Here is a 21,390-nt window from a genome sequence, read left to right as displayed (position 1 = left end):
CACTTGCCGCTGCGGGACTCCTCGCTGCTCCCGCCATGGCTGCTGGCGAGCAGATCGAAGAGAGTGCGGCCGATCGCGCGGACGAAGCCCGGATGAACGCCGCGGCAAAAGTCGTGCAACGATCGATCGATGCGTATCGTGCGCGCAATCTGGACCGATGGCTTGCGCAATTCTCGCCAGATGTTCTCGTCGTGGTCAACGGGTACGCCAATGTTGGACATCGCCAGTTGCGAGAAACCTTCGAAACAGCCGTGGAGCTCGGATTGCCGGATCCAGTGATACTGGATAGCGGCTGGACCGGCGAGAGGGTCTACCTGACGGTGCGCGAGTTCCTTCCCGACGGCACTCCCATTCAATCCTATTCCGAATACGTCGTGGAGAACGGCAAGATAACCGAGGTCTACGGCAGGATTTGAGCGGAGTTATGGCAGGAAGGGGCGCAGCCATCTGGCCACGCCCCAACCTTGGTCAACGAAACCATAGGGGCGCGCCCTAGAAGCTTTTCTGCAAGCCGATGGTGAAGCTGTAATTGAGCGGCATCTGCGGGCCATTGAGGTCCTGCACGACAGGTAAGCCTCCTTCGATCCCTAGTCGCCACCCCTTCAGGGTACCGGCTGTCGCCGCAAAATTGATCCCAGCGAACGCGGTCACGCTCTCACCGCCCTGAAAATCGGGATTTGCGGTTTGCACCGGACCCCGGATCAGCGGATCGATGCCGTCAATACGCCCGAGTGTTTCGGCCTGTATCCTGCCCGACAAAGCCACTGCTGGCGACAGCGAAGCTTGGCCCCAGACGGTCGCCATCGCGCGGTTCCCGAATGAGTATCCCTCGTCATTGTCGCCCAGCCTGATCGTGCCCCTGACCTGCGCTCCCCAACCGAACGCATCACTGCGATCGATATAGGTGATGCCTGGCTCAAGGTCCCATGTGCCCGACCCGATCTGCATCGGGTAGGGCGTGCGAACGGTCGGCGTCCCGCCCATCGGGGTCAGGATGTCGTCTTCCTCTGTGATGGTGCCGGTCGGGATGGAAATCCCTGCGTTGAGATGGACCGTATCGGTCAGCCCAATCAGCGCTGCCAATTTCGTATCGCCCAGATCCGCCGTGCGTGTCCGAAACGTGCCGAGCACATCGGTGCCCATACCGCCTGCAAAAGTGGTGTGGTCCATCTCCTTCGTGATGTAATTGCCCATCACCATCAGCGTCACTTGATCGGACAGTCCGTACATCGCGCCCGCCATATGCATATCCATCCGCATGGAGGTCGGCACGATGCGCAAGGTGGGCGGCTGGCCCGGCGCACCGAAGAAGCGGTTCGGGACCGTGGTTACGACCTGCTCGGCCGTAACTTCGTCGGTGCCGATCTGGATGCCCGCCATGTCCATATGCATGAATCGGTAGCTGATCATCCACTCGCCTTTTGCATGGCGGTGATCACCCATCACGCCGATCGGCGCGTGGTCGAGCGCATTGACACCGCTCGATTTGCCATCCTCGTGACCTTCTTCGGCAAACACAGGTGTGGCGGCGCACACGGCACCGGTAATGGCGAGCGCACTGCCCGCCTTGATAAACGCGTTCATTGAATTCCTCCTGAAATCTGAAAATCGGTTTTCAGGTCAGGAAAGGCGGTCCGGTTGCTTCGTATGCTGGGAACGGCGGACGGGTCTTGAGCGCGCGGATCGGTGCGGACTCGGGAATATCGCGGATTGCAGCCAGCGCCGCGAAAGGTGCGGACTCTGGAGGAAGGGTTGGCCCGCATGCGGAACAGCACGGATTGGCTGATGGATTGTCACCGTGCTGGCCGTGCGGATCATCGGAATTGTTGGGGTTTACGGAGTGATGCGCGTGTTCGGCGGCTACGCTCTGATCCGATTGCGGGATCTCCATGCAGCACGGTGCGCCGAACGCGCTTCGCACGGCGATCGCAAGGACCATGAGAGCAAGCAGGACGGGATGCTGGGACTTCGCCATCGCACAAGGCCTTAGCCTAAACGCCCCTGTGCGCAATACCAGTGTGCAACACGCGATTTCGTTACTGCGGTTTCTCCACGACAGCGAGACCGAAGCCGCTTCTACTGCTACTCTTGCGTGAGTTGCCCAGCGTCCGCAATCCGGCAAGTGAGTCTTCGCGCTTGCAACATTCACAGCCTTCCATAAAAGCCGCTCCACTATGAGCACCAATGATCTGATCGAAGCAGCCCGTTCGTCCAAGGCATGGCCCTTTCAGGAAGCGCAGCGCCTCGCGAAGCGTTTGCGCAACGGGAAACCGGACGGATCGCCGGTGCTGTTCGAGACGGGATATGGTCCATCTGGCCTTCCGCATATCGGCACGTTCCAGGAAGTGCTGCGGACGACGCTGGTGCGGCGGGCTTATGAAACACTGAGCGGTGGAGCGCCAACAAGGCTCGTCGCGTTCTCGGATGACATGGACGGCCTGCGCAAGGTGCCCGACAACGTGCCGCAGCAGGACATGCTGGCCGAGCATCTGGGCAAGCCGCTGTCGCGCATACCCAATCCCTTCAACTCGCCCCATGACAGTTTTGCTGCGCACAACAACGCGATGCTGCGGGAATTCCTCGATCGCTTCGGCTTCGACTATGAATTCGTGAGCTCGTCCGACCGCTACAATTCCGGTGCGTTCGACGAGGCTCTGCGCGGCGTTTTGAGAAATTTCGATGCGATCCTCGACATCATGCTGCCCACCCTCGGCGAAGAGCGCCGCAAGACCTATTCGCCGCTGATGCCGATTAGCCCGACCACCGGTGTGGTTCTGCAGGTTCCAATCGAAGTCGTCGACGCTGAAACAGGCACAATCCGCTTCACCGATGAGGATGGCAGCGTGATCGAACAGAGCGCTCTGGGCGGTCAGGCGAAATGCCAGTGGAAGGTCGACTGGGCCATGCGCTGGGTTGCACTCGGCGTCGATTATGAAATGTACGGCAAGGACCTGACCGACAGCGGCGTACAGTCGGGTAAGATCGCCCGCGTGCTCGGCGGTAACAAGCCCGAGGGCCTGATCTACGAGCTGTTCCTGGATGCCAAGGGCGAAAAGATCTCGAAGTCGAAGGGGAATGGCCTCTCGATCGACGAATGGCTCGACTATGGGAGCGAGGACAGTCTCGGTTTCTACATCTTCGCCAACCCGAAGAGCGCCAAGCAACTACATTCGGGCGTGATCCCGCGTGCAGTCGATGACTACTGGCAGTTTCGCGAAAGGCTTACCGAACAACCTCTCGACAAGCAGCTCGGCAATGCTGCTTGGCACCTGCTGCGCTCAAATGAGCGACATGAAGATGCAGAGGCACCCGGTGCGGGCGACAGCTTGCCGGTACCATTCAGCCTGCTCCTCAACCTTGTCGGCGTGCTGGGCGCGGAAGCGAGCAAGGACGCGGTGTGGTCCTATCTCGACAATTACATCGAGAATGCCGATCCTGCCGCGCATCCCGAGCTCGATCTGCTGGTTGGCAAGGCGATCAACTACAACCGCGTATTCATCGCCCCGACGCTCAAGAAGCGAGCGCCGCAGGGCGGTGAGGCGGCGGCTTTGAAAGCGCTGGATGATGAGCTTGCGAAGGTCGAACCCGGCATTTCTGCCGAGGACCTGCAGACCATCGTTTACGAGATCGGGAAGCGCGAGGAGTTTGGTTTCGAAAACCTGCGCGACTGGTTCCGTGCGCTTTACGAGACATTGCTGGGCAGCGAGCAGGGGCCGCGCATGGGCAGCTTCATCACGCTTTACGGGATCGAGCCGAGCCGCAAACTGATCGCGGAGGCGCTCGCGAGAGCCTGATTGACGCACCTCGCGGAGCGCCCGTCTACTTCCAAGTGCGCGTTCTGTACCACTTTGTAATGACGTATTTGGTGCCTTTTAGCACCGGCGTGCCGGCGTGCATTGTCGCTTCGTTGGGTCTGCCGTCCGGCAGCGCATTGTTCCAGACCAGCAACACGCCCGGTTTCGGTTCCACATTGATACCAATCTCGGTGAAGTGCGTACCGCCGCCTTCCTCGACTTCGTTGAGATAAGCCATCGCGGTCCAGCTGCGCTGTCCGCCACGTTTACGCTCAAGCTCCCAATATTTTTCGGTGGTGTAGAACCAGTCATTGTGCGGCTTGAACTGCTGGCCGGGAAGGTAGCGCTGACCCTGGATTGCCTCGCCGCAGACGGGGTTCATGCCGAGCAGATCGTCGATCCGGCGCGATATGCCCATCACGAAACTGTCGGTGGGATCGAGATCGCCCGAATAGGACGTGCGAAAGCCGCTTTCGTATCCGAGCTCATGCAGCGACGAGGGCCGCGCCACGAGATCGATCATCACACACAGCCGTTCGCATTCCGACGCGCTCAGAAAATCACCAATCGCGAACATATCGGCTTTGTCGGTTTCGACCTTGTACGCGCCGGGATCGGCTTCGAGCCGCTCACGAACGCTTTTGCCGAGCCGTTTGAGCGCGGCCTGATCGGGAATCACTTCCGTTTTTGCCATGCGCGGTGATTAGCAATTGGCAATGGCGGTGCAAACAAGGCGCGCGTCCTTGCAAACGAACAGTCTGCATAAGAATGCCCCCGCCGAAACGCTCCGGCGGGGGCCTGTGCCTCATCGTGAAGGCGATGAGAAGGTTGGGGGTGTTACCAGAAGAAGTCGTAGATCACGTCGACCACTTCGCCAGTGTAAATGTCTACAAGTGCGACATCGTCATAGTACCGGACCCAGCGATAGGGACCGTAGACCTGCGGCAGTCGATAAGCCCATGGGTCATGAATGTAGTACCGCGGCTGGAAGAACACGCTGTCGAGGAAGAACCCGACGCGGAACCTGTTGTACCGGTGCGCTCGGAACGGAGCGTAGTACCGGCCCAGGCGGAACACGTGGCGGTTCGAACCGCGCCAGCCGCGCCAGTTGTACCGGCGGTGGCTGCGCCATCCGCGATCCCAGCGGCGGAAATTGCCGTTGCGATAGCCATGGCGGAACCCGCGATTGTAAGCCCGACGATCGGCTCGCCGGAAATCGCGGCGATAGTCACGCCTGTCGCGCCGGAAGTCTCTGCGATCCCGACGGAAGTCACGCCGATCACGTCGGAAATCCCGGCGTTCTGCTCGCCTGCCGTCGCGGAAGCCGCGGTCGCGGGCGCGGTCCACACGCCGTTCTACCCGGTCGGCAAAGCCGCGATCGCGAAAGCCGCGCCTGTCACCGCGCCGGTCGATCCGGTCCGCGCGGCGATCACCCCGACGCTCGATACGGTCGGCCCTGCGGTCTCCGCGGCGGTCAATCCGGTCTGCCCTGCGCTCGCTGCGGCGATCGACTCGGTCGGCTGCACGATCGCGGCCGCGCCGGTCCAACCTGTCCGCGCGCCTGTCACCGCGCCGTTCAACTCGGTCAGCGCGGCGTTCGCTCCGGCGATCGACCCGATCGGCCCTGCGCTCGCTGCGGCGATCGACTCGGTTCGCGCGCCTCTCGGAGCGGTTCGCTCGGTCACCTCGGCCTTGCCATTGATCACGGCGATCGATGCGAGCAGGCCTGCGGTCGCCTGCACGGCGGTTCTGGCGGGCCTCACGGCGCTCACCGCGCCGGTTTGCACGCCTGTCGCGCCGCCCTTCGGGCTGTGCGTCCGAGGCCGACTCTCCGGCCTCTATAGCGCCCGTGGCGGCGTGCGCTTCTTCGGGTGGTGCGACGAGAGCCAACGCGAAAGCGAGAGCCGACAGTGCACTACCCTTCAATAACAAAGTGATATTCAAGAGTGCCTCCTGTGTCGCCGCCCCACCACAAACGGCATTGATAAGTCCTTTCGATAGAACGTGATCTACCGACGAGTCGCTGTCCTGACCCTTAACCGGTCGTTTAGGTTTGCGTTAATGTTAGCGCGTACTTTTCTTAACGGCTTGACCAACTGACTCAAAGCGCCAATTGCGCGGGCACCATGCTGCATACCTTCGAAGACGTGACCCGCGACCTGATCGACCGGCTGACCAATGCGGCAAAGGACCGCAAGTGCCCCATGCATACGCCTGCGGTTGTCACCAGCGATATCGATGCGCGGACGATGGTGCTGCGCGAATTCGATGCGGAGAGCCGAACCTTGCGCTTTCACACCGATACCCGCGCGCCGAAGGTCGCCACGATCGAGGCCGATCCGCGCATGGCTGTGCTGTTCTATGACAAGCCGGCCAAGGTCCAGATCAGAGCGCGGGGCGAGGGCAGGATACTGCGCAGCGGCCCGGTTGCGGACAGCGCGTGGGAGCGCGGCGATAATTTCGCACGGCGTTGCTATCTGGGAGAAGGGCCGGGCACCTTTTCCGATGAGCCGATATCCGGTCTTCCGCCCGAATTCGAGGGGAGCGAACCGAGCGACGAGCAATTGATACCGGCCCGCGAGAACTTCGCGGTTCTGCTGGTGGAGCTACACGCGCTCGACTGGTCCTATCTTGCGCATACCGGTCACGTCCGGGCGCAGTTCATGCGCGGAGAGGACGGTGAGTGGGACGGGCGCTGGGTCTCTCCCTGAGCGCTTCTTGGTAGCGTTGCCTAAGCTGCGGCCTGGCGCGAACCTTTAGCGGGGGTGTCTTCGCGCTCAGAAGTCTGATCTTCCGATATGATCACCCGGTCCCGGCCCGTGTCTTTCGCCACATAAAGCGCCTTGTCCGCCCGCGTGAACATCGATTTGTAACTTTCCGCGCCCTTTCGATGGGTCGCGCCGAAGCTTGCGGTGAGGCGGACATTGTCGCTCATGCCCTCGATCTGCGTCGCAGACAGTTTCCGGCGCAGACGCTCCGCAAGGCCAAGCGCGGCCTCCGTATCGGCGTTGCGGATAAGGATGCAGAATTCCTCTCCGCCAATGCGCCCGGCGAGGTCGTAATAACGGATCTCGCGAGCTATCAGCGCACCGAATTCCGCGATGGCGCGGTCGCCGGTCTGGTGCCCCCAAATGTCGTTCACGTTCTTGAAGTGGTCGATATCGGCGATAATCAGTGCCGCCTTGGTATCCTCCTCCACGCCCGCGGCAAGCACCTCCTCGACCTTGGTCTCGAAGGATTGGCGTGACAGCAGGCCGGACAGCGGATCGATCTCCATTTCGGTGCGCTGGTTGCGGAACTCGTCCTGAATGCTGGCCGCGATCAATGTCAACGCGAGGACCAGCGAGCCGAGCGCGATGGTCGCGTTGAGCACGGAGTAATAGATCGTCTCTCGAAACGCGACTTCGTTTATTCCGGTTTCGAAGATGAAGGAGAAAGCCGGCCGGACGAAGAACTGCGCTGCTGCGATGACGACCATCGCGAAGACAATCTTGTCCGACATGGTTTCGCGCGGGCGGCGGGCCATGATCTGCGCGCCCATTACAATCATCACACCATGCGCGGTGTTGGTAATGTAGAGGCTGGCGACGACACTCGATGACGCGGAATGACCGACGAGCAGCAGTACGCCGCTAGCTAGAAATACCCCGATCAGTCCGAGCCAGGGTGTCTTGAACCGGCTTCGCATGCATAGACCAGCAACCAGCGCGATAGTGCCCACGGAAAATGGTATGTGCGTGATCGGGACCACGGAGGGCAAATAATTCAAATGCCCCAGATGCGAAATGATGAAGCCGATGCCGAGCATGGCATAGGAGACCACGAACGCCGCAAGGTCCAGACGCGCGCGATTGCGCAGCCACATCAAGAGGAATGTGACCGAAAAAATCACCGCGACGAGCGGGTTGATCAATCCGAGAATGAGTTGCTGCACGCGTCCTTACCGTCCTTTGGTCAGGATGCTTTAGACGCCTTTGGTTAACGGAGTGCTTAGGACGAGGGCTTATTGTGGTGGAGCCTAGCGCCATGCCGACCTGGTCATCGCCGCCCGGCGCCTGACCTGGGACCTCACTTAATTTCTTCGTATTCCTATGGACCGCGAAACAAATGACGGACGGGTCTACCTAATGACCAACCGTTACCGAGGCACAATCATTGTCGGGATAACTCTGGACCCTTGCGAGACATGCAAGCCCACATTGCGACAGTACTCGATCTGATCTTTAAGCGAGATCCAAGCTCAAGTGGTTGTATGGGCCAATAAGCTAAAAAAGATCAACGATCCAATTATAGTGGGAAAAACGCCACAAACGCTGTCGCCGCGGATGGAAATTGGACTAGGCGAAGAGAGCGAGTCTAAGCTGAGGGGCTCTCGTCGATTACTCGATTTGACCCATGAAGTGCGCGTCGTCCGAGCCGGAAGTCCAAGAGGCTGAGCCTTTCCGACATCATCCTGGCCCTTAGCCGGAAATACAGTTAATCCGTACTCACAGCCGCCCAAAAAGAACGGACGCCCCGGATAAATTCAGGGGTGAGGGCGATCTGTTAAATGAGGTAAATCTTCAAAGTACTCAACTATGGGAGATGAAGTTTGTTCTCTACTTTGCTTGTAAGCAGTTTTCTCGCTGCAAGCCCGATTGATTTTTTCGACGAATGGGAGATCGACAAAATTGACGGGATAACGATCGGACTTAGCGAGGAGCAGATCCCGCCGACAGTGCGAGAGACGGCGGTGCATGAGACATGGACCACGCATGGCTACCGGCTTGTTCATGATGACCTCAGGATAAGCATTTGTGAAGGCAAGGTTGTTCAGATTAACCGCCATTATGCGCCTGACTTCTTTGCATTCTCAACGCTCGTCGAGAGGATAACCGAAAAGTACGGAACTCCTCGACATGAGATCTTCGGTACTGACATTTCGATTCCCGACAAGGGCGAGGCCAAAGGCGGGACTCTTCGTTTCAGATGGCGGGAAGAGCCAAACTATTTTCTGATGTGGTCGATCACGAACGGGCGCACTACATTTAGCGAAAATCTTGTCAAAAGAGGTGCATGTCACGACGAAAGATGGGGTCGATCTACCTAGTCAGCTTCTTATAAGCCAATCGCGTAGGCCGATCCGCCGCATCCCCAAGCCTCCGCCGCTTGTCCTCTTCATACGCCTCGAAGTTGCCCTCGAACCACTCAACATGGCTGTTGCCCTCGAATGCGAGGATGTGCGTTGCGAGGCGGTCAAGGAAGAAGCGGTCGTGCGAGATGACGACGGCGCAGCCGGCGAAATTCTCGATCGCTTCCTCGAGCGCGCCCAATGTCTCGACGTCGAGGTCGTTGGTCGGTTCGTCGAGCAGCAGAACGTTGCCGCCCTGTTTCAGCATCTTGGCCATGTGCACGCGGTTGCGCTCGCCGCCGGACAGCTTGCCTACATTCTTCTGCTGGTCGGCACCCTTAAAGTTGAATGCGCCGACATAAGCGCGGGTCGAGGTGTCGTGGCCGTTGACCTGCATGTAATCGAGCCCGTCGGAGATTTCCTCCCAGACATTGTTCGTTGGAGTGAGGTCATCTCGGCTCTGGTCGACATAGCCGAGGTGCACGGTGTCGCCGATTTCGATTGTGCCGCTGTCGGGCGTTTCCTGCCCCGTGATCATCTTGAACAGCGTCGATTTGCCCGCGCCGTTCGGGCCGATCACGCCGACGATACCGCCGGGCGGCAGCTTGAAGGAGAGGTCTTCGAACAGCAGCTTGTCGCCGTAGGCTTTGGAGATGTTGTTCGCCTCGATCACCTTGCTGCCAAGGCGTTCGGGCACCTGAATGACGATCTGCGCCTTGCCCGGCTTGCGGTCGTTTTGCGCTTCCTGAAGCTGTTCGAACTTGCGGATACGCGCTTTCGATTTGGTCTGGCGCGCGGCGGGCGTCTGCTTGATCCACTCAAGCTCGCGCGAGAGCGCTTTCTGCCGCCCGGATTCCTCGCGGCTTTCCTGCTCGAGCCGTTTCGCCTTCTTCTCCAGATAGGTGGAGTAATTGCCTTCGTATGGATAGTACGAGCCGCGATCGAGCTCGAGGATCCATTCCACCACATTGTCGAGGAAGTAGCGATCGTGCGTGATCATCAGCACGGCGCCGGCATACTCTTTCAGATGGTTTTCGAGCCATTCGACGCTTTCTGCATCGAGGTGGTTGGTCGGCTCGTCCAGCAGCAGGATCGACGGCTTCTGGATCAGCAGCCGGGTGAGAGCCACGCGGCGTTTCTCACCGCCTGAAAGGTTGGTAACTGGCGCATCGGAAGGCGGGCAGCGCAGCGCCTCCATCGCGATTTCGAGCTGGTTGTCGAGCGTCCAGCCGTCGACCGCATCGATCTTCTCTTGCAGCACGCCCATTTCTTCCATCAGCGCATCGAAATCGGTGTCGTCGCCCGGATCGCCCATCTCGGCGGAAATCGCGTTGAAGCGCTCAACCATTTCGGCGGTTTCGCCCGCACCTTCGCGCACGTTTTCGAGCACCGTCTTGCTCTCGTCGAGCTGCGGTTCCTGCGGCAGATAACCGACGGTGATGTTTTCGCCCGGCCATGCTTCGCCGGTGATATCGGTGTCGATCCCCGCCATGATCTTCATCAGGGTCGATTTGCCCGCACCGTTCGGGCCGACAATGCCGATCTTCGCGCCCTGGTAGAATTGCAGGTTGATGTTGCTAAGCACCGGCTTTTGAGCGCCGGGGAAGGTCTTGGTCATGTTCTTCATGACATAGGCGTATTGCGCGGCCATCTGGGGTCGTCCTTTTGGATCGGGAATCTGTAAGAGAATTGCTTGAGTGCGCAGATAGTGCGCAAACGGGCGCGGGGCAAGCTTGGCGGCGCTTGACGAACAGCCCGGACCATACCGAAATCGGCACGCATTTCTCAACCGTGTATTAACCTTGCCGGGCTAGTCCGGGATCAAGGGGGCTGGCCGGGTCAATGCAAGCGCAAATACTGGGATTTATCACGCCGCTGATAGCGGTCGTGATCGGGATTACTTTCGCGATCATGTGGCGTGTCGGTGGGATGCGTCGGCACGTGCTGGGCTATGCGATCGCCTATGCTTCGTTCGCGATCGGGTTTCTGATCACGCACCTGCTTCCGGCAAGCTCACTCTTCCTGTTTCACGCCACGCAATTCTTCTACAGTTTCGGTGCGATCGTGCTGCTCGCATCGGTATGCGAGCGGGTGGGGCAAAAGCTGCATATCAAGAGCATGATCGCGGTCTATCTGATCTCGGCGGCGGTGCTGACTCTGGCGGTGTCGATTTCGGACGAGGCAGATCCTCGACTCTTGATCGTGAATATCGGCTACGGCGTTATGTTCGCCATGGGTGTGACCACGCTGCTCAATGCGCGGCGGCGCGAAGCGCTCGATATCGCCCTGATCATCGTTCTTACCATCCAGGCGGCCGATTTCCTGATCCGCCCTACATTGACGCTGATGTTCGAGAGGTCGATCGACGTCGCGGTTTATCGCGATTCCATCTATTACTCGCTGATCGGGCTGGTTCTTGCAGTCAAATCGATTTCGACGGCGATGGTGCTGATCGGAGCGACGATTGCCGAATGGGCCGACCTACTGCGCGAACGCGGCAACCGCGACGATTTGACCGGGCTGAGCAGCCGCGGGGTGTTCGAGATCGAGACGCGCGCAATGTTACCGCGCGCCCATGCGGAAGGGGCATCGCTGAGCCTGATCGTCGCCGACATCGACCTGTTCAAGCAGGTCAACGACATCTGGGGGCATCAGGCAGGGGATGCCGCCATCGTGTCCTTCGCCAACCTCATCGCAAGCCGGGTGAGAGGCCATGACGTGACCGGCCGGATCGGCGGTGAAGAATTCTGCATCGCAGTCTGGAATTGCGACAATCGCGCAGCCGAAAACCTCGCCGAACGTATCCGGATGGCATTCGGAAGCCAGGAACACACAGCGCTGGGCGAAGGCATCCGGCTTACGGCTTCCTTTGGCGTGGCGACCGCGCGCGAAGGCGAGGGGTATGCGCAGCTCTTTGCAAGAGCCGACGAGGCACTTTATCGCGCAAAGGCAAGCGGACGAAACCGCGTCGAGAACGCAGAGCGGCAGATGGCATGTGGTGAACCTGAGCAGCACGGGCACGCTGATGACGTACGCGAAGGCGCGGTGCACGTGGCCGCGGGCTGATACACTGCGTACGCACTGTTCCCGCGCGCTCCAAGGTTTACAGGCTTGGGCGTCTCACTTAGCAGCAAAGCCATGAAACAGACCACCTTGCCGTTCGCCGGCGCGTTCGCCGCCCTGTCCCTCACCGCGACGTCTGTTGCTCAGGAGCAACCCAGCATGTCGCTCGAAGCGATGGCTGATGCGACGCTAACGCAGGACACGATAGCTTGGGATTTCGTCGAGGGGATCACGACCGAGGTCGGCCCGCGGCAGGCGGGGACCGAGGCAGAGGCGCGGGCCCGCGATTGGGCGATGGCGTGGCTTACCAAAAACGGTTTTCAGAACGTTGCCAACGAGCCGTTTGAGATGGAAACCTGGGTGCCAGGGGATATTCACCGGGCGGAGATCACGGCACCGTTCCCGCAGCCGCTGACGGTGCAGCCGCTCGGCTCCAGCGCCGCAACGCCGGAGGGCGGGATCGAAGCGGAACTGGTCGAGTTTGAAAGCTTCGAAGAATTGCTCGCCGCGCCAGACGGCAGCCTTGCGGGCAAGATCGCCTATGTCAGCCACGAAATGCGCGTTTCCATGGACGGATCGCATTACGGACAATTCGGCCTGCCGCGCTTCGCCGGGCCGACTGTCGCTGCGAACAAGGGGGCGGCGGCGATCCTCATCAAGTCGATTGGCACCGATTACCACCGCAACCCGCACACCGGCACCACGCGCTGGGGCGATTCCGCAACGCCGATCCCGGCTGCTGCGCTGAGCCTGCCGGACGCCGCCAATCTGGAGCGCATGTTCGATCGGGCGGGAGATCGCCCGCTCACGCTTCGTCTGGAGCTCAATCCGCGCAGCCTCGGCACCACGATGAGCGGCAACGTTGTTGGAGAAATCGTCGGCCGCAACCCTGAACTGCCGCCGGTGCTGCTCGCCTGCCATATCGACAGCTGGTGGAACGCCCCCGGCGCTTTCGATGACGGGGCAGGGTGCGGCATCATCGCCGCCGCGGCGCTGCACGTCTCCCACACCGGGCAGCCGCTACGCACGATCCGCGTGCTGTTCGCAGGGGCAGAGGAGGTCGGCCTGATCGGTTCGACGGCCTATAGCGAAGCGCATATCGATGAGCCGATCGCGGTCGGGATCGAAAGCGATTTCGGCGCGGACCGTATCTGGCGCTTCGAAAGCAATTTCCGCGAGACCAACCCCGATTTGCATGACAAGATTCGGCTAGCGGTCGCGCGTTTTGGTGTCGCCAATTCCAGCGTCGTTGCCACCGGCGGCGCGGATCTCAATATCGTTCGCGATCAGGAAGGCGCGATTATCGATTTGCAGCAGGATGGCACCCGCTATTTCGATTATCACCACACGCCCGACGACACGCTCGACAAGATCGATCCCGAGCAATTGCGCCAGAATGTCGCGGTGTGGACGCAAGTCGTGGGAATCCTCGCCAATGAGGAACGCTCGATCAAGACAGGCGGAATGATACCTTCGGCTCCCGACATCATGCAGGAGTAAGCGGACCCATCCGGCGCCGCGTTCGTTCTCTTAAGTGTTAGGAGAACGGCCATTTTCACTTCGCAGACCGAAATCGACCTTATTGTCCGCAGCCTGGTCCTGGGCACAGTCGCGCTCATCTGGATGACCGTGCTCATCAGGATCAACGGTCTTCGCTCGCTATCGAAGATGACGAATTTCGATTTCGTTATGACTATCGCGCTCGGGAGCCTTCTGGCAGGCGCGGCGCAGGCGAGCGATTGGTCCGGCTTCAGCCAGCCGATGATCGCGATGGCGGCGCTTATCCTTGCTCAGGCGTTTTCGGCGCGCTTGCGCAAATCCTCCGACAGTTTCGAGGAAATCGCTCAGAATGAGCCGCTGATGCTCATGCGCGATGGTGAGATTTTGCGCGATGCCATGACCAAGGCGCGTGTTGCCGAAAGCGACCTGATCGCGAAACTTCGCGAAGCGAACGTAATGGACTTCAGCGAAGTGCGCGCGGTCGTGCTGGAGACTACCGGCGACGTATCGGTGCTTCATGGGGAAGAACTGGATGAGCGACTTATCGAAAACGTCCGCTCTGATCCATCGTGAGGGAGGCTCGAGCCGCTGAGAGATGATGGTCGGGGAGAGAGGATTCATATTCCCCTCTTGAAAGTGAGATTTACCCACAGGTAGCCCAACAAATAGCCCAACGTCCCAAAGTGTCCCATGCGGTCCCAAGTTACTTTAAGCTGCAAGTATTAGTTTTTCAGCAATCCGATTGAAGAGCCCGATCTCAGTCCCGCTTGCGCTTGCTTCAGGGTCAAGTTTTCGCACGAGTTCGACAGGGCAACCGGTTTCGCGCAGTCGGTCTATGATTGCGTCAGCTTGCTTTCGTCCAGTCTGGTTTTCATCGGCCCAAGTCATCGCTTCAGTAGACATAATTTAGTTCCTTTCGATCGTTGCTGCCGCGAGGGTACGGTGAAACAACTAACTGAAAGTAAACGACTAATTTCACTTTTAAGGTGATATTAGATGGCGGGCGGCTCAAGCAAAAGACCGCCCGCCATCATCAATCTCTTCGAAAGCCAATCGAAAAGACTGAACCGACGGACGAAAGGTCGAAATTCCGTCGACGCGCTGGGGACTGGTGCCGGAGAAAAGGCACACCAAAGCCGCAACCGCGCGAAGCTGGGCCTACCGCTGTCCAGGCGGTTCCTTCAAAATGCCTCTCAACAATACGAAGTCAATACCGAAAGGGGATGTAAAAATGACCTGATCCGATGATCTGGAAGGAGAGAATTCAACTTTCTGTTGAGTCGTTTTATGTCTCGTTTTCCGTGGCAAAGTATTCGCGGTGTCCATATTTCTAGGTTTCAGAAACCTATGAATGATTCGCGAAAGGACGCAAGCAATGCTTTTCAATATCTCCGAGATCGCAATGGCAACTGCGGTTGCTTGCTCCGAGGGCGGGAAGATTCCCGCTTATGAGGAACGTATCAAGCGGCTGTTGAAGGCTGGACTTGTTGAGGTCCAGAGCACCGAGAGCGACCATCCCCGTGCGGCGCGACTGCTTTCCGCAGAAGAGGCCTGTCTAGCCGCATTGCTCTCGGCCACCACCGAGATGTTCGATTTCGGCATTCATCTTCAGCGGGCAATCGTCGGTGCGGTGCGCCGCTCCACCGTTGGGCTTGGTCCGAAGGCTGGTACTCGAAAAGCTCACGACCTTGCCCGTGCAGTGGAAGGCATCGCGAACGAAGAGAAGTGGGTGCTAACGCTCTCTTGGCGCGGACGTGAAGACATCGTTGCTCGCTTCGTTCCCTATACCATGGCGCAACCGAATGAGGGCACCGAGAGGCTTATGGAAGCTTCGGGTCGGCCCCTCTTCGGACGGCTGATTCTCCCGCTCAACGGAATTTTTGAGCCATTCGCACGCAGACTGCGAGCCTAAAATGCTCACTGCTTTGCTCAATCGTTTCCGGCCTGAGCGCCGGACGGCTTCGCGACGTTTCGATGCCGCTGCCGAAGGACGCCGTTGGGAGGGTACGCCGTCCTTCGGCAGCCTTGGTCCTGAAACGCTCGCAGCGGCTTCCGTGATCCGTTCACGAGCGCGCCATGCGGTTGCGAACAATCCGCACGGGGCCTCGGGTGTCGAAGCACTTGTCACCGGCCTCGTCGGTGCAGGAATTACCCCTGCCTCCCGCCACTCGGATGCAAATGCTCGCAAGGCCGTAGGCGAGACCTTCATGCGGTGGAGCAATCGCGCCGACGCGGATGGACTCACCGATTTGTTCGGCTTGCAGGCGGCTGTTGCCAGATCAGTCGTGATCGATGGCGAGGCATTTGCGCACCTCACATATGGCGAACGCGGACTATCGATCCGCTTGGTGCCAGCCGAGTTCGTGGATGAAGGAATGACTAGAGAGCTTGGCGGCGGCGCTCGCATCGTTGCGGGAATTGAGTTTTCGAGCACTGGCGAACGAGTCGGCTATTGGGTCCGGCCCGCTGTTCCGACCGACCTTTTCGCGACTGCGCAGGAGCCAATCCGTATTCCCGCCAGCGAAATGCTGCATGTGTTTCAGCCTATGGGGGCAGGACAGGTGCGCGGAATTTCACACCTAGCACCAGTGCTCTTGAAGCTTGGCGAGATCGATCAGCTTTCCGATGCGCTTCTCGTTGGCGCGAAGACCGCCGCCATGTTCGCAGGCTTCCTCAAAGACGTAAACGGTACGACCTCAGGAGAAAACCCGTTTGAAGGGGATCAGATTGGCAGCACTCTCGAAACCGGACTGGAACCTGGAACGCTGAAGTACCTCCCCGCAGGGTTCGACATTTCTTTCGCCACTCCGCAACAGGCGCAACAGACTTCCGATTTCATGGCAGCCGAGCTTCGCGCCGTTGCCAGTGGTCTGGGCGTTCCAGCGCACCTCGTTTCGGGTGATCTTAGCGATGCCAATTATTCGAGCCTCCGCGCTTCGATGGTGAGCTTCCGCCAACGTGTCGAGCGAATCCAGAATCACATCCTCATCCCGCAATTCGTTCGGCCCATTTTCGAGCGAGCCGTGACCGCTGCGGTGCTTTCCGGTGAACTGGACGCGCCGGACTTCGAAAGCGCGCGCGACGAATGGGTGAGCGCTGAGTTTTACCCGCCACGGATGCCATGGGTCGACCCGCAAAAGGACGCAGCGGCGGTCCGCGAGATGCTGGACTCTAAGCTCATGTCGCGCCGCCAAGCCATCGCCGAACTCGGCTGGAACATCGAAGCAGTGGACGAAGAGATCGCCGCCGATCACGCCCGCGAAGCCGAGCTAGGCCTTTCAAACCCAACGGAGACTAACGATGCCCGAGACGCTTGATCTTGTGACCCGCCGTGCCGAGACGCGGCCCACCACCTGGAACGAAGAGGCGCTGACTGTCGAGGCCGTGCTTTCGACCGGCGCGCCCGTGCAACGCCGCGATGCGCTTGGGCCTTATGTCGAGAGGTTGGACCTGAGCACGCTCGCGCTCTCTGAACTCGAAGGCGTTCCGTTGCTTGACGGTCACCGCCAGAGCGGAAGCGAGAACGTGGTTGGGATCATCCAATCGGCCCGCCGTGAAGGTGAAGCCCTCGTGGGCGTTCTTCGCCTGTCGGCAGCCGATGACGCTGCGAATGTCCGTGCCAAGGTGGGCGAAGGGACCTTGCGCGGCGTGAGCGTTGGCTATGCCGTTTCCGCTTTTGAAGATTCGACTGACTCCGACACGGGGCAGCGCGTCCGCACCGCGACTGCGTGGCGCATTCTCGAAGTTTCCCTTGTCGCAATTCCAGCCGACCCATCCGCAAAGATCAGGAGTCATGAAATGCCCGATACCATCGAAGTCCCTAGCGAGGACGTGGTGCAGACGCGCACCGCAATTCGCGAAATTGCCCGAACGGCTGGCCTTGAGCCGACCTGGGCAGACGAACAAATCGACAATGGCGCGGACGTCACGGCAGCCCGTGCTGCTGCGTTCGAACACCTCGCTAACCGCGAGACGCCCACCATCCAAACGCAGCGCGGGCCGAACCCCGATCATGCGGTTATCTTTGAACGGCGCGTTGAGGGGCTGGCGGCTCGAATGGGCGGTGCTGAACCTTCCGACGAGGCACGACCTTACGCAAATATGGCGCTGATCGATCAAGCTCGCTCGTCTCTTCAGGCCGCAGGGGTGGCAGGTCTCAACACCATGTCTCGCGAAGAGATTCTGCACCGCGCCCTGCACACCACGAGCGACTTCCCCAACTTGCTCACGGCTTCCGGCAACCGCGTTTTAATGCCCGCTTATCAAGCGGCTTCTTCGCCGATCAAGCGGCTCGCTCGAAAGACGAATGCGCCGGACTTCCGCCCGCTCTCGCAACTGAAGATCGGTGAATTCGGCAAGCTCGACAAAGTGAACGAGTCGGGTGAGATCAAGGGCACCACCACTTCGGAAACGATCGAAGGCTACCGTCTCGAAACCTTCGGGCGCATCTTCGGTTTGTCGCGTCAGGCAATCATCAATGACGATCTTGCGGCCCTAGGCCGCTGGGCTTCGATGATGGGGCAGGCCGCCGCCGAAACCGAAGCCGATCAGCTTATCTCGCTCATCACTGAATCGAACGGCGTTGGGCCGGTGATCAAAGAGACCGGCAACCCGCTCTTCGACGCCGATCATGGCAACCTCGCCAGTGTCGCGGGCGCGCCATCTGTCGATACGTTGAGCGCGGCGCGTCTCGCCATGCGGATGCAGAAGGGGCTTGGCGGAGATCAACCGATCAACGTGACTCCCAAGTATCTCGTAATCGCGCCCGATCTCGAAACCACCGCCGAAAAGGTGCTTGCCGAGCTTCGCGCCGCCACCGTGGACGAACAAAATCCCTTCAGCGGGCGGCTGGAACTCATGGTCGAAGCGCGCCTCCCCGAAACGGCCTGGTACGTCTTCGCCGATCCGGCAACGGTTCCGGTTCTCGAATACGCTTACCTATCGAGCGCGCAGGGTCCGCAGCTTTCGAGCCGCGACGGCTGGGAAGTGCTGGGGCGCGAATTCCGCGTGACGCTCGACTTCGGTTGCGGCGCGGTGGACTATCGTGGCGCCTACCGGAACGCAGGAGCCTAACCAATGGTCCCCGTCTCCGCTTCCGAAAGGCTAAGCGAAGCCCGCGATGCCTTACACCGCCTGAGTGTCGGCGAGTCCGTTGTCGAAGTCCGTGATCAGAGTGGGGAATCCATCCGGTACTTCCCCACCACCATGCGGGCACTCGAACGCTACATCGCCTCGCTTGAGCGGGAGGTAGCGGGACGGCGGCCACCCCTCTCCATTCATTTCCGTACATCGAAAGGAATTTCGTGATGAAAAACTACGTACAGAAGGGCAATCATCTCGACGTTGACTCGCCCGCAAACGTCGAGTCTGGCGATCTCGTTTTCGTGGGATCGATCTTCGGCATTGCAGCGATCAACGCGAACGTCGGCGATCCGCTCGTGCTCACGCTCGGCGGCGTTTTCGACCTGCCCAAGGTGGCCGCTGAAGCGCTGTCCACTGGCGACCCCGTTTACTTTGACTCTGGTGACAGCCTGGTCACGGGTAGCGACGGTGGCGGCGCAAATGCGCTGATTGGCGTGGCGGTGAAGGACGCGGCGAATCCGTCGGCGTCGGCAATCGTTCGTCTCAACGATACGTTCTAATGACTGACTCCGCGCTCGCAGCGTCCCGTGTTGCGGGCGCGGACCCTCTAAGCATTGATGATTTGCTGGGTGGCACGTCCGCGCTTGATAGGCGGCTGCCTGTATCCCTTTTCCCCGATCTGGCCGGAGACAAGTGCGAGCGAGCGAAACTTTCGCTGCACGAACTCGCGGCCCGTATCGAGCAGACTTCGGCGTCCGCGAAAGAGCGGCTGCCCTTGCTCAAGTTGGCCACCTTCGGAGATCGTAAGAGCGCCAAGGGGGCGCTGCGTCATACCGACAACATCGAAGCGGTTCATGGGATCGAAGGCGACCACGACGCAGGGACTCTGAGCGTTGCGGACGCGCACGCCAAGTTGAGCGCCGCTGGCATTGCGGGACTGATCTACACCACCCCTTCACACAAATCCGAAAGCCCGCGCTGGCGCGTTCTCGTGCCGCTCTCCCGCTCGGTTGTTGCTAACGAGCGGGAAGCCCTCACGGCGGCGCTCAACGGCGTGCTCGAAGGCGCACTTGCCCCAGAGAGCTTTACGGCGGCTCAGGCCTATTTCTACGGGCGCACGGGGAGCGCGGAAATCGAAACCGCGATATCAAGCGGCAAGGAACTAGACCTTTGTACCGGGACGCGTTCCGGGGCGCTCGGTCGCGATGGCAAGCCTTACACCGAGCGCATGACGAACACCGAAACCCATTCGATCGATGACTCGGACTTTCGCCGGGAGCCGGAATGGCCGCGTATCCGATCTGCACTCGCAATTATTCCTGCTGAAGACTTCGACACCGACTATGACGGCTGGTGCAGGGTCGGCATGGCGCTCCACCACGAGGCGCGCGGCTCTGCAAGAGGTCGCACGCTCTTCGATGAATGGTCAAAAGGTGGCCTGAAGTACGACGCGCGCGCTGTTCGTGCCAAATGGGAGTCCTTCAGCCGCAAGTCTGGCGGCGTCGCCATTGGCACACTCTTCGATCTTGCGAAGCGCTACGGCTGGGAACCGAGCACGCGGGAACCTCCCCAGCCGTCCACGCTGCAAGTGCTAACGCCTTCGGACTGCGAGAACTTGCCCAATCGCGGATACGTGGTGAAGGGCCTGATCGCGCCGCGCGACCTCGTGTGCATCTATGGTGCGCCGGGGGCGGGCAAGTCGCTCATCTCTCCGCATATCGGGTACGCGATCGCCCAGGGCCGTGAGACGTTCGGAATGCGCGTGAAACCTGGTCCGGTGCTCTATGTCGCTGCCGAGGACGCACACGGGATGCGGGGGCGCGTGAAGGCCCTGAAGCGGCGCTATGGTGATGCCAACGACTTCAAGCTGGTCGATGGCGTCACCGACTTGCTCAGCGAGGACAGCGGAGACCTGACCGCCCTCCGCGCACTTGTGGACGCTTGGCAACCGCAACTCGTGGTCATCGATACGCTCGCACTCGCCTTTCCCGGTCTCGAAGAGAACGACGCAGCCGCAATGGGCCGTGTGGTGGCCATTTCACGCTCACTGACTGAGGGCGGGGCGGCTGTTGCCCTGGTCCACCATGACACGAAAGCCGGGACGCCCACTCCGCGCGGTCATAGCTTGCTCAACGGGGCGTTAGACGCCGCATTGCAACTCATGCCGAGCGATCAGGGTGTGACGAAAGGCAAGCTCTCGAAGAACCGCAACGGTACGATGGACCGGCTTATCGCATTCTGCATTGCCACCGAAAGCTTGGGGGAGGACGAAGACGGCGACCCGATCAACGCTCCGCTTGTGCAAGAGGTCAATGCGGCTTCGCTCCCCTCCAAGGCCGAGCGACTGAAGCCTTCGGAGCAAGCCGTGCTCAACCGACTGCACACCCTTCTCGAAGAGGGTGGGCGGGTGACGGAGTCTGACTTCCGGGAGGCATGCATTGATGATCGCAAGGTCTCAGCATCCGAAACAAGGGATAGCCGTCGCAGGGTGGCCACCCGCGCAATTGCCGAATTGCTAAGGCGAGACGCGATCGTGATCGATGGTGGCTTTGTCTCGCTCCCTAGTGACGGCTTCGATCTCGATTGGGAGAGCGAATAGTGTCCCATGGTGTCTCACATCGTCTCAGCGAGTCCGCTTTAGTCCGCCTGAGTCCGCGCCAGTCCGGTTTGAAGGGGGTGCGGCATGTCGAAATCGGGACCGGACGGACTCGGACTCGCCCCTTAGGGGCGGTCCGGAGTCCGGTCCGTTCGATGCCCGGACTGATTGGGCTTGGGTCCTTCCCTCGGGGTGCGCCGTTGCGGGGAGCGCCGAGCGCGAAATTCGGCTCGCTACAGAAAATT

Annotated in this window: 21 protein-coding genes; 14 read left to right on the top strand and 7 right to left on the bottom strand. The window is 60.1% G+C overall.

Annotated features, from left to right (window positions below; all coding sequences use genetic code 11):
• Nucleotides 1–35: 35 nt before the first annotated feature.
• Complete coding sequence (locus IB285_RS08345; protein ID WP_190787738.1) at nucleotides 36–416, top strand: nuclear transport factor 2 family protein; 381 nt, start codon at nucleotides 36–38, stop codon at nucleotides 414–416.
• A gap of 76 nt (nucleotides 417–492) precedes the next feature.
• On the opposite strand, the gene IB285_RS08340 is transcribed toward IB285_RS08345, so the two are convergent.
• Nucleotides 493–1,584, bottom strand: a complete 1,092-nt coding sequence (locus tag IB285_RS08340) for a transporter (RefSeq protein WP_190787737.1) — start codon at nucleotides 1,582–1,584, stop codon at nucleotides 493–495.
• Nucleotides 1,585–1,615: 31 nt separating this feature from the next.
• Nucleotides 1,616–1,975, bottom strand: a complete 360-nt coding sequence (locus tag IB285_RS08335; RefSeq protein ID WP_190787736.1) for a hypothetical protein — start codon at nucleotides 1,973–1,975, stop codon at nucleotides 1,616–1,618.
• Between the two features lie 199 nt (nucleotides 1,976–2,174).
• Between IB285_RS08335 and IB285_RS08330 the strand changes: the two genes are divergently transcribed.
• Nucleotides 2,175–3,794 carry a lysine--tRNA ligase gene (locus IB285_RS08330; RefSeq protein WP_190787735.1) on the top strand — a complete coding sequence of 540 codons (1,620 nt, stop codon included), beginning with the start codon at nucleotides 2,175–2,177 and terminating at the stop codon, nucleotides 3,792–3,794.
• A 25-nt stretch (nucleotides 3,795–3,819) separates the two neighbouring features.
• Here the strand turns inward: IB285_RS08330 and IB285_RS08325 are convergent, their stop codons facing one another.
• Both IB285_RS08325 and IB285_RS14960 read right to left on the bottom strand, forming a co-directional pair.
• Nucleotides 3,820–4,488 carry a prolyl hydroxylase family protein gene (locus IB285_RS08325; protein WP_190787734.1) on the bottom strand — a complete coding sequence of 223 codons (669 nt, stop codon included), beginning with the start codon at nucleotides 4,486–4,488 and terminating at the stop codon, nucleotides 3,820–3,822.
• A 143-nt stretch (nucleotides 4,489–4,631) separates the two neighbouring features.
• Nucleotides 4,632–4,871: an RcnB family protein gene (locus IB285_RS14960; protein WP_328705872.1), complete on the bottom strand. Its 240-nt coding sequence runs from the start codon at nucleotides 4,869–4,871 to the stop codon at nucleotides 4,632–4,634.
• Nucleotides 4,872–4,964: 93 nt separating this feature from the next.
• Here IB285_RS14960 and IB285_RS14955 point away from each other — a divergent pair, with 93 nt between their 5' ends.
• Nucleotides 4,965–5,723, top strand: a complete 759-nt coding sequence (locus IB285_RS14955; RefSeq protein WP_199803351.1) for a hypothetical protein — start codon at nucleotides 4,965–4,967, stop codon at nucleotides 5,721–5,723.
• A gap of 197 nt (nucleotides 5,724–5,920) precedes the next feature.
• Nucleotides 5,921–6,505 (top strand): pyridoxamine 5'-phosphate oxidase family protein, encoded by a 585-nt coding sequence (locus IB285_RS08310; RefSeq protein WP_190787731.1) that lies wholly within the window; start codon nucleotides 5,921–5,923, stop codon nucleotides 6,503–6,505.
• A 20-nt stretch (nucleotides 6,506–6,525) separates the two neighbouring features.
• On the opposite strand, the gene IB285_RS15140 is transcribed toward IB285_RS08310, so the two are convergent.
• Nucleotides 6,526–7,728 carry a GGDEF domain-containing protein gene (locus tag IB285_RS15140; protein ID WP_190787730.1) on the bottom strand — a complete coding sequence of 401 codons (1,203 nt, stop codon included), beginning with the start codon at nucleotides 7,726–7,728 and terminating at the stop codon, nucleotides 6,526–6,528.
• A gap of 657 nt (nucleotides 7,729–8,385) precedes the next feature.
• On the opposite strand from IB285_RS15140, the gene IB285_RS08300 reads away from it, so the two are divergent.
• Complete coding sequence (locus tag IB285_RS08300; protein WP_190787729.1) at nucleotides 8,386–8,883, top strand: hypothetical protein; 498 nt, start codon at nucleotides 8,386–8,388, stop codon at nucleotides 8,881–8,883.
• Here the strand turns inward: IB285_RS08300 and ettA are convergent.
• Nucleotides 8,876–10,555, bottom strand: coding sequence for an energy-dependent translational throttle protein EttA (ettA, locus tag IB285_RS08295; RefSeq protein ID WP_190787728.1), 1,680 nt, complete (start codon nucleotides 10,553–10,555; stop codon nucleotides 8,876–8,878). The genes IB285_RS08300 and ettA overlap by 8 nt on opposite strands.
• Before the next feature lie 191 nt (nucleotides 10,556–10,746).
• Here ettA and IB285_RS08290 point away from each other — a divergent pair, with 191 nt between their 5' ends.
• The 3 genes from IB285_RS08290 to IB285_RS08280 all read left to right on the top strand — a co-directional run bounded on the left by IB285_RS08290 (nucleotide 10,747) and on the right by IB285_RS08280 (nucleotide 14,040).
• Nucleotides 10,747–11,970 (top strand): GGDEF domain-containing protein, encoded by a 1,224-nt coding sequence (locus IB285_RS08290; RefSeq protein WP_190787727.1) that lies wholly within the window; start codon nucleotides 10,747–10,749, stop codon nucleotides 11,968–11,970.
• Between the two features lie 72 nt (nucleotides 11,971–12,042).
• On the top strand, nucleotides 12,043–13,467 hold the full coding sequence (locus IB285_RS08285; RefSeq protein WP_190787726.1) for a M20/M25/M40 family metallo-hydrolase: 1,425 nt from the start codon (nucleotides 12,043–12,045) through the stop codon (nucleotides 13,465–13,467).
• A gap of 123 nt (nucleotides 13,468–13,590) precedes the next feature.
• Complete coding sequence (locus IB285_RS08280) at nucleotides 13,591–14,040, top strand: DUF421 domain-containing protein (RefSeq protein WP_199803350.1); 450 nt, start codon at nucleotides 13,591–13,593, stop codon at nucleotides 14,038–14,040.
• A gap of 135 nt (nucleotides 14,041–14,175) precedes the next feature.
• Here the strand turns inward: IB285_RS08280 and IB285_RS08275 are convergent, their stop codons facing one another.
• Complete coding sequence (locus tag IB285_RS08275; RefSeq protein ID WP_190787725.1) at nucleotides 14,176–14,370, bottom strand: hypothetical protein; 195 nt, start codon at nucleotides 14,368–14,370, stop codon at nucleotides 14,176–14,178.
• Nucleotides 14,371–14,842: 472 nt separating this feature from the next.
• Between IB285_RS08275 and IB285_RS08270 the strand changes: the two genes are divergently transcribed.
• The 6 genes from IB285_RS08270 to IB285_RS08245 are packed head-to-tail and all read left to right on the top strand — an operon-like array spanning nucleotide 14,843 to nucleotide 21,148.
• On the top strand, nucleotides 14,843–15,379 hold the full coding sequence (locus IB285_RS08270) for a hypothetical protein (protein WP_190787724.1): 537 nt from the start codon (nucleotides 14,843–14,845) through the stop codon (nucleotides 15,377–15,379).
• A gap of 1 nt (nucleotide 15,380) precedes the next feature.
• Entirely contained in the window at nucleotides 15,381–16,784 is a 1,404-nt protein-coding gene (locus IB285_RS08265) for a phage portal protein (RefSeq protein ID WP_190787723.1), read from the top strand.
• A complete protein-coding gene (locus tag IB285_RS08260; RefSeq protein WP_190787722.1) occupies nucleotides 16,768–18,540 on the top strand; it encodes a prohead protease/major capsid protein fusion protein in 1,773 nt (590 codons plus the stop codon). The genes IB285_RS08265 and IB285_RS08260 overlap by 17 nt, the downstream gene beginning before the upstream one ends.
• A gap of 3 nt (nucleotides 18,541–18,543) precedes the next feature.
• Nucleotides 18,544–18,774 carry a gpW family head-tail joining protein gene (gene gpW, locus IB285_RS15190; RefSeq protein ID WP_190787721.1) on the top strand — a complete coding sequence of 77 codons (231 nt, stop codon included), beginning with the start codon at nucleotides 18,544–18,546 and terminating at the stop codon, nucleotides 18,772–18,774.
• Nucleotides 18,774–19,109: a DUF2190 family protein gene (locus tag IB285_RS08250; protein ID WP_190789042.1), complete on the top strand. Its 336-nt coding sequence runs from the start codon at nucleotides 18,774–18,776 to the stop codon at nucleotides 19,107–19,109. Before gpW ends, IB285_RS08250 begins: the two co-directional genes overlap by 1 nt.
• On the top strand, nucleotides 19,109–21,148 hold the full coding sequence (locus IB285_RS08245; RefSeq protein WP_190787720.1) for an AAA family ATPase: 2,040 nt from the start codon (nucleotides 19,109–19,111) through the stop codon (nucleotides 21,146–21,148). The genes IB285_RS08250 and IB285_RS08245 overlap by 1 nt, the downstream gene beginning before the upstream one ends.
• The last annotated feature ends 242 nt before the right edge of the window (nucleotides 21,149–21,390 follow it).

It is taken from the genome of Erythrobacter rubeus (genome assembly GCF_014705715.1).
Taxonomy (GTDB): Bacteria; Pseudomonadota; Alphaproteobacteria; order Sphingomonadales; family Sphingomonadaceae; genus Erythrobacter; species Erythrobacter rubeus.
The sequence above is the reverse complement of the archived record's forward strand: the minus strand, read 5'-3'. Positions and strand labels throughout refer to the sequence as shown.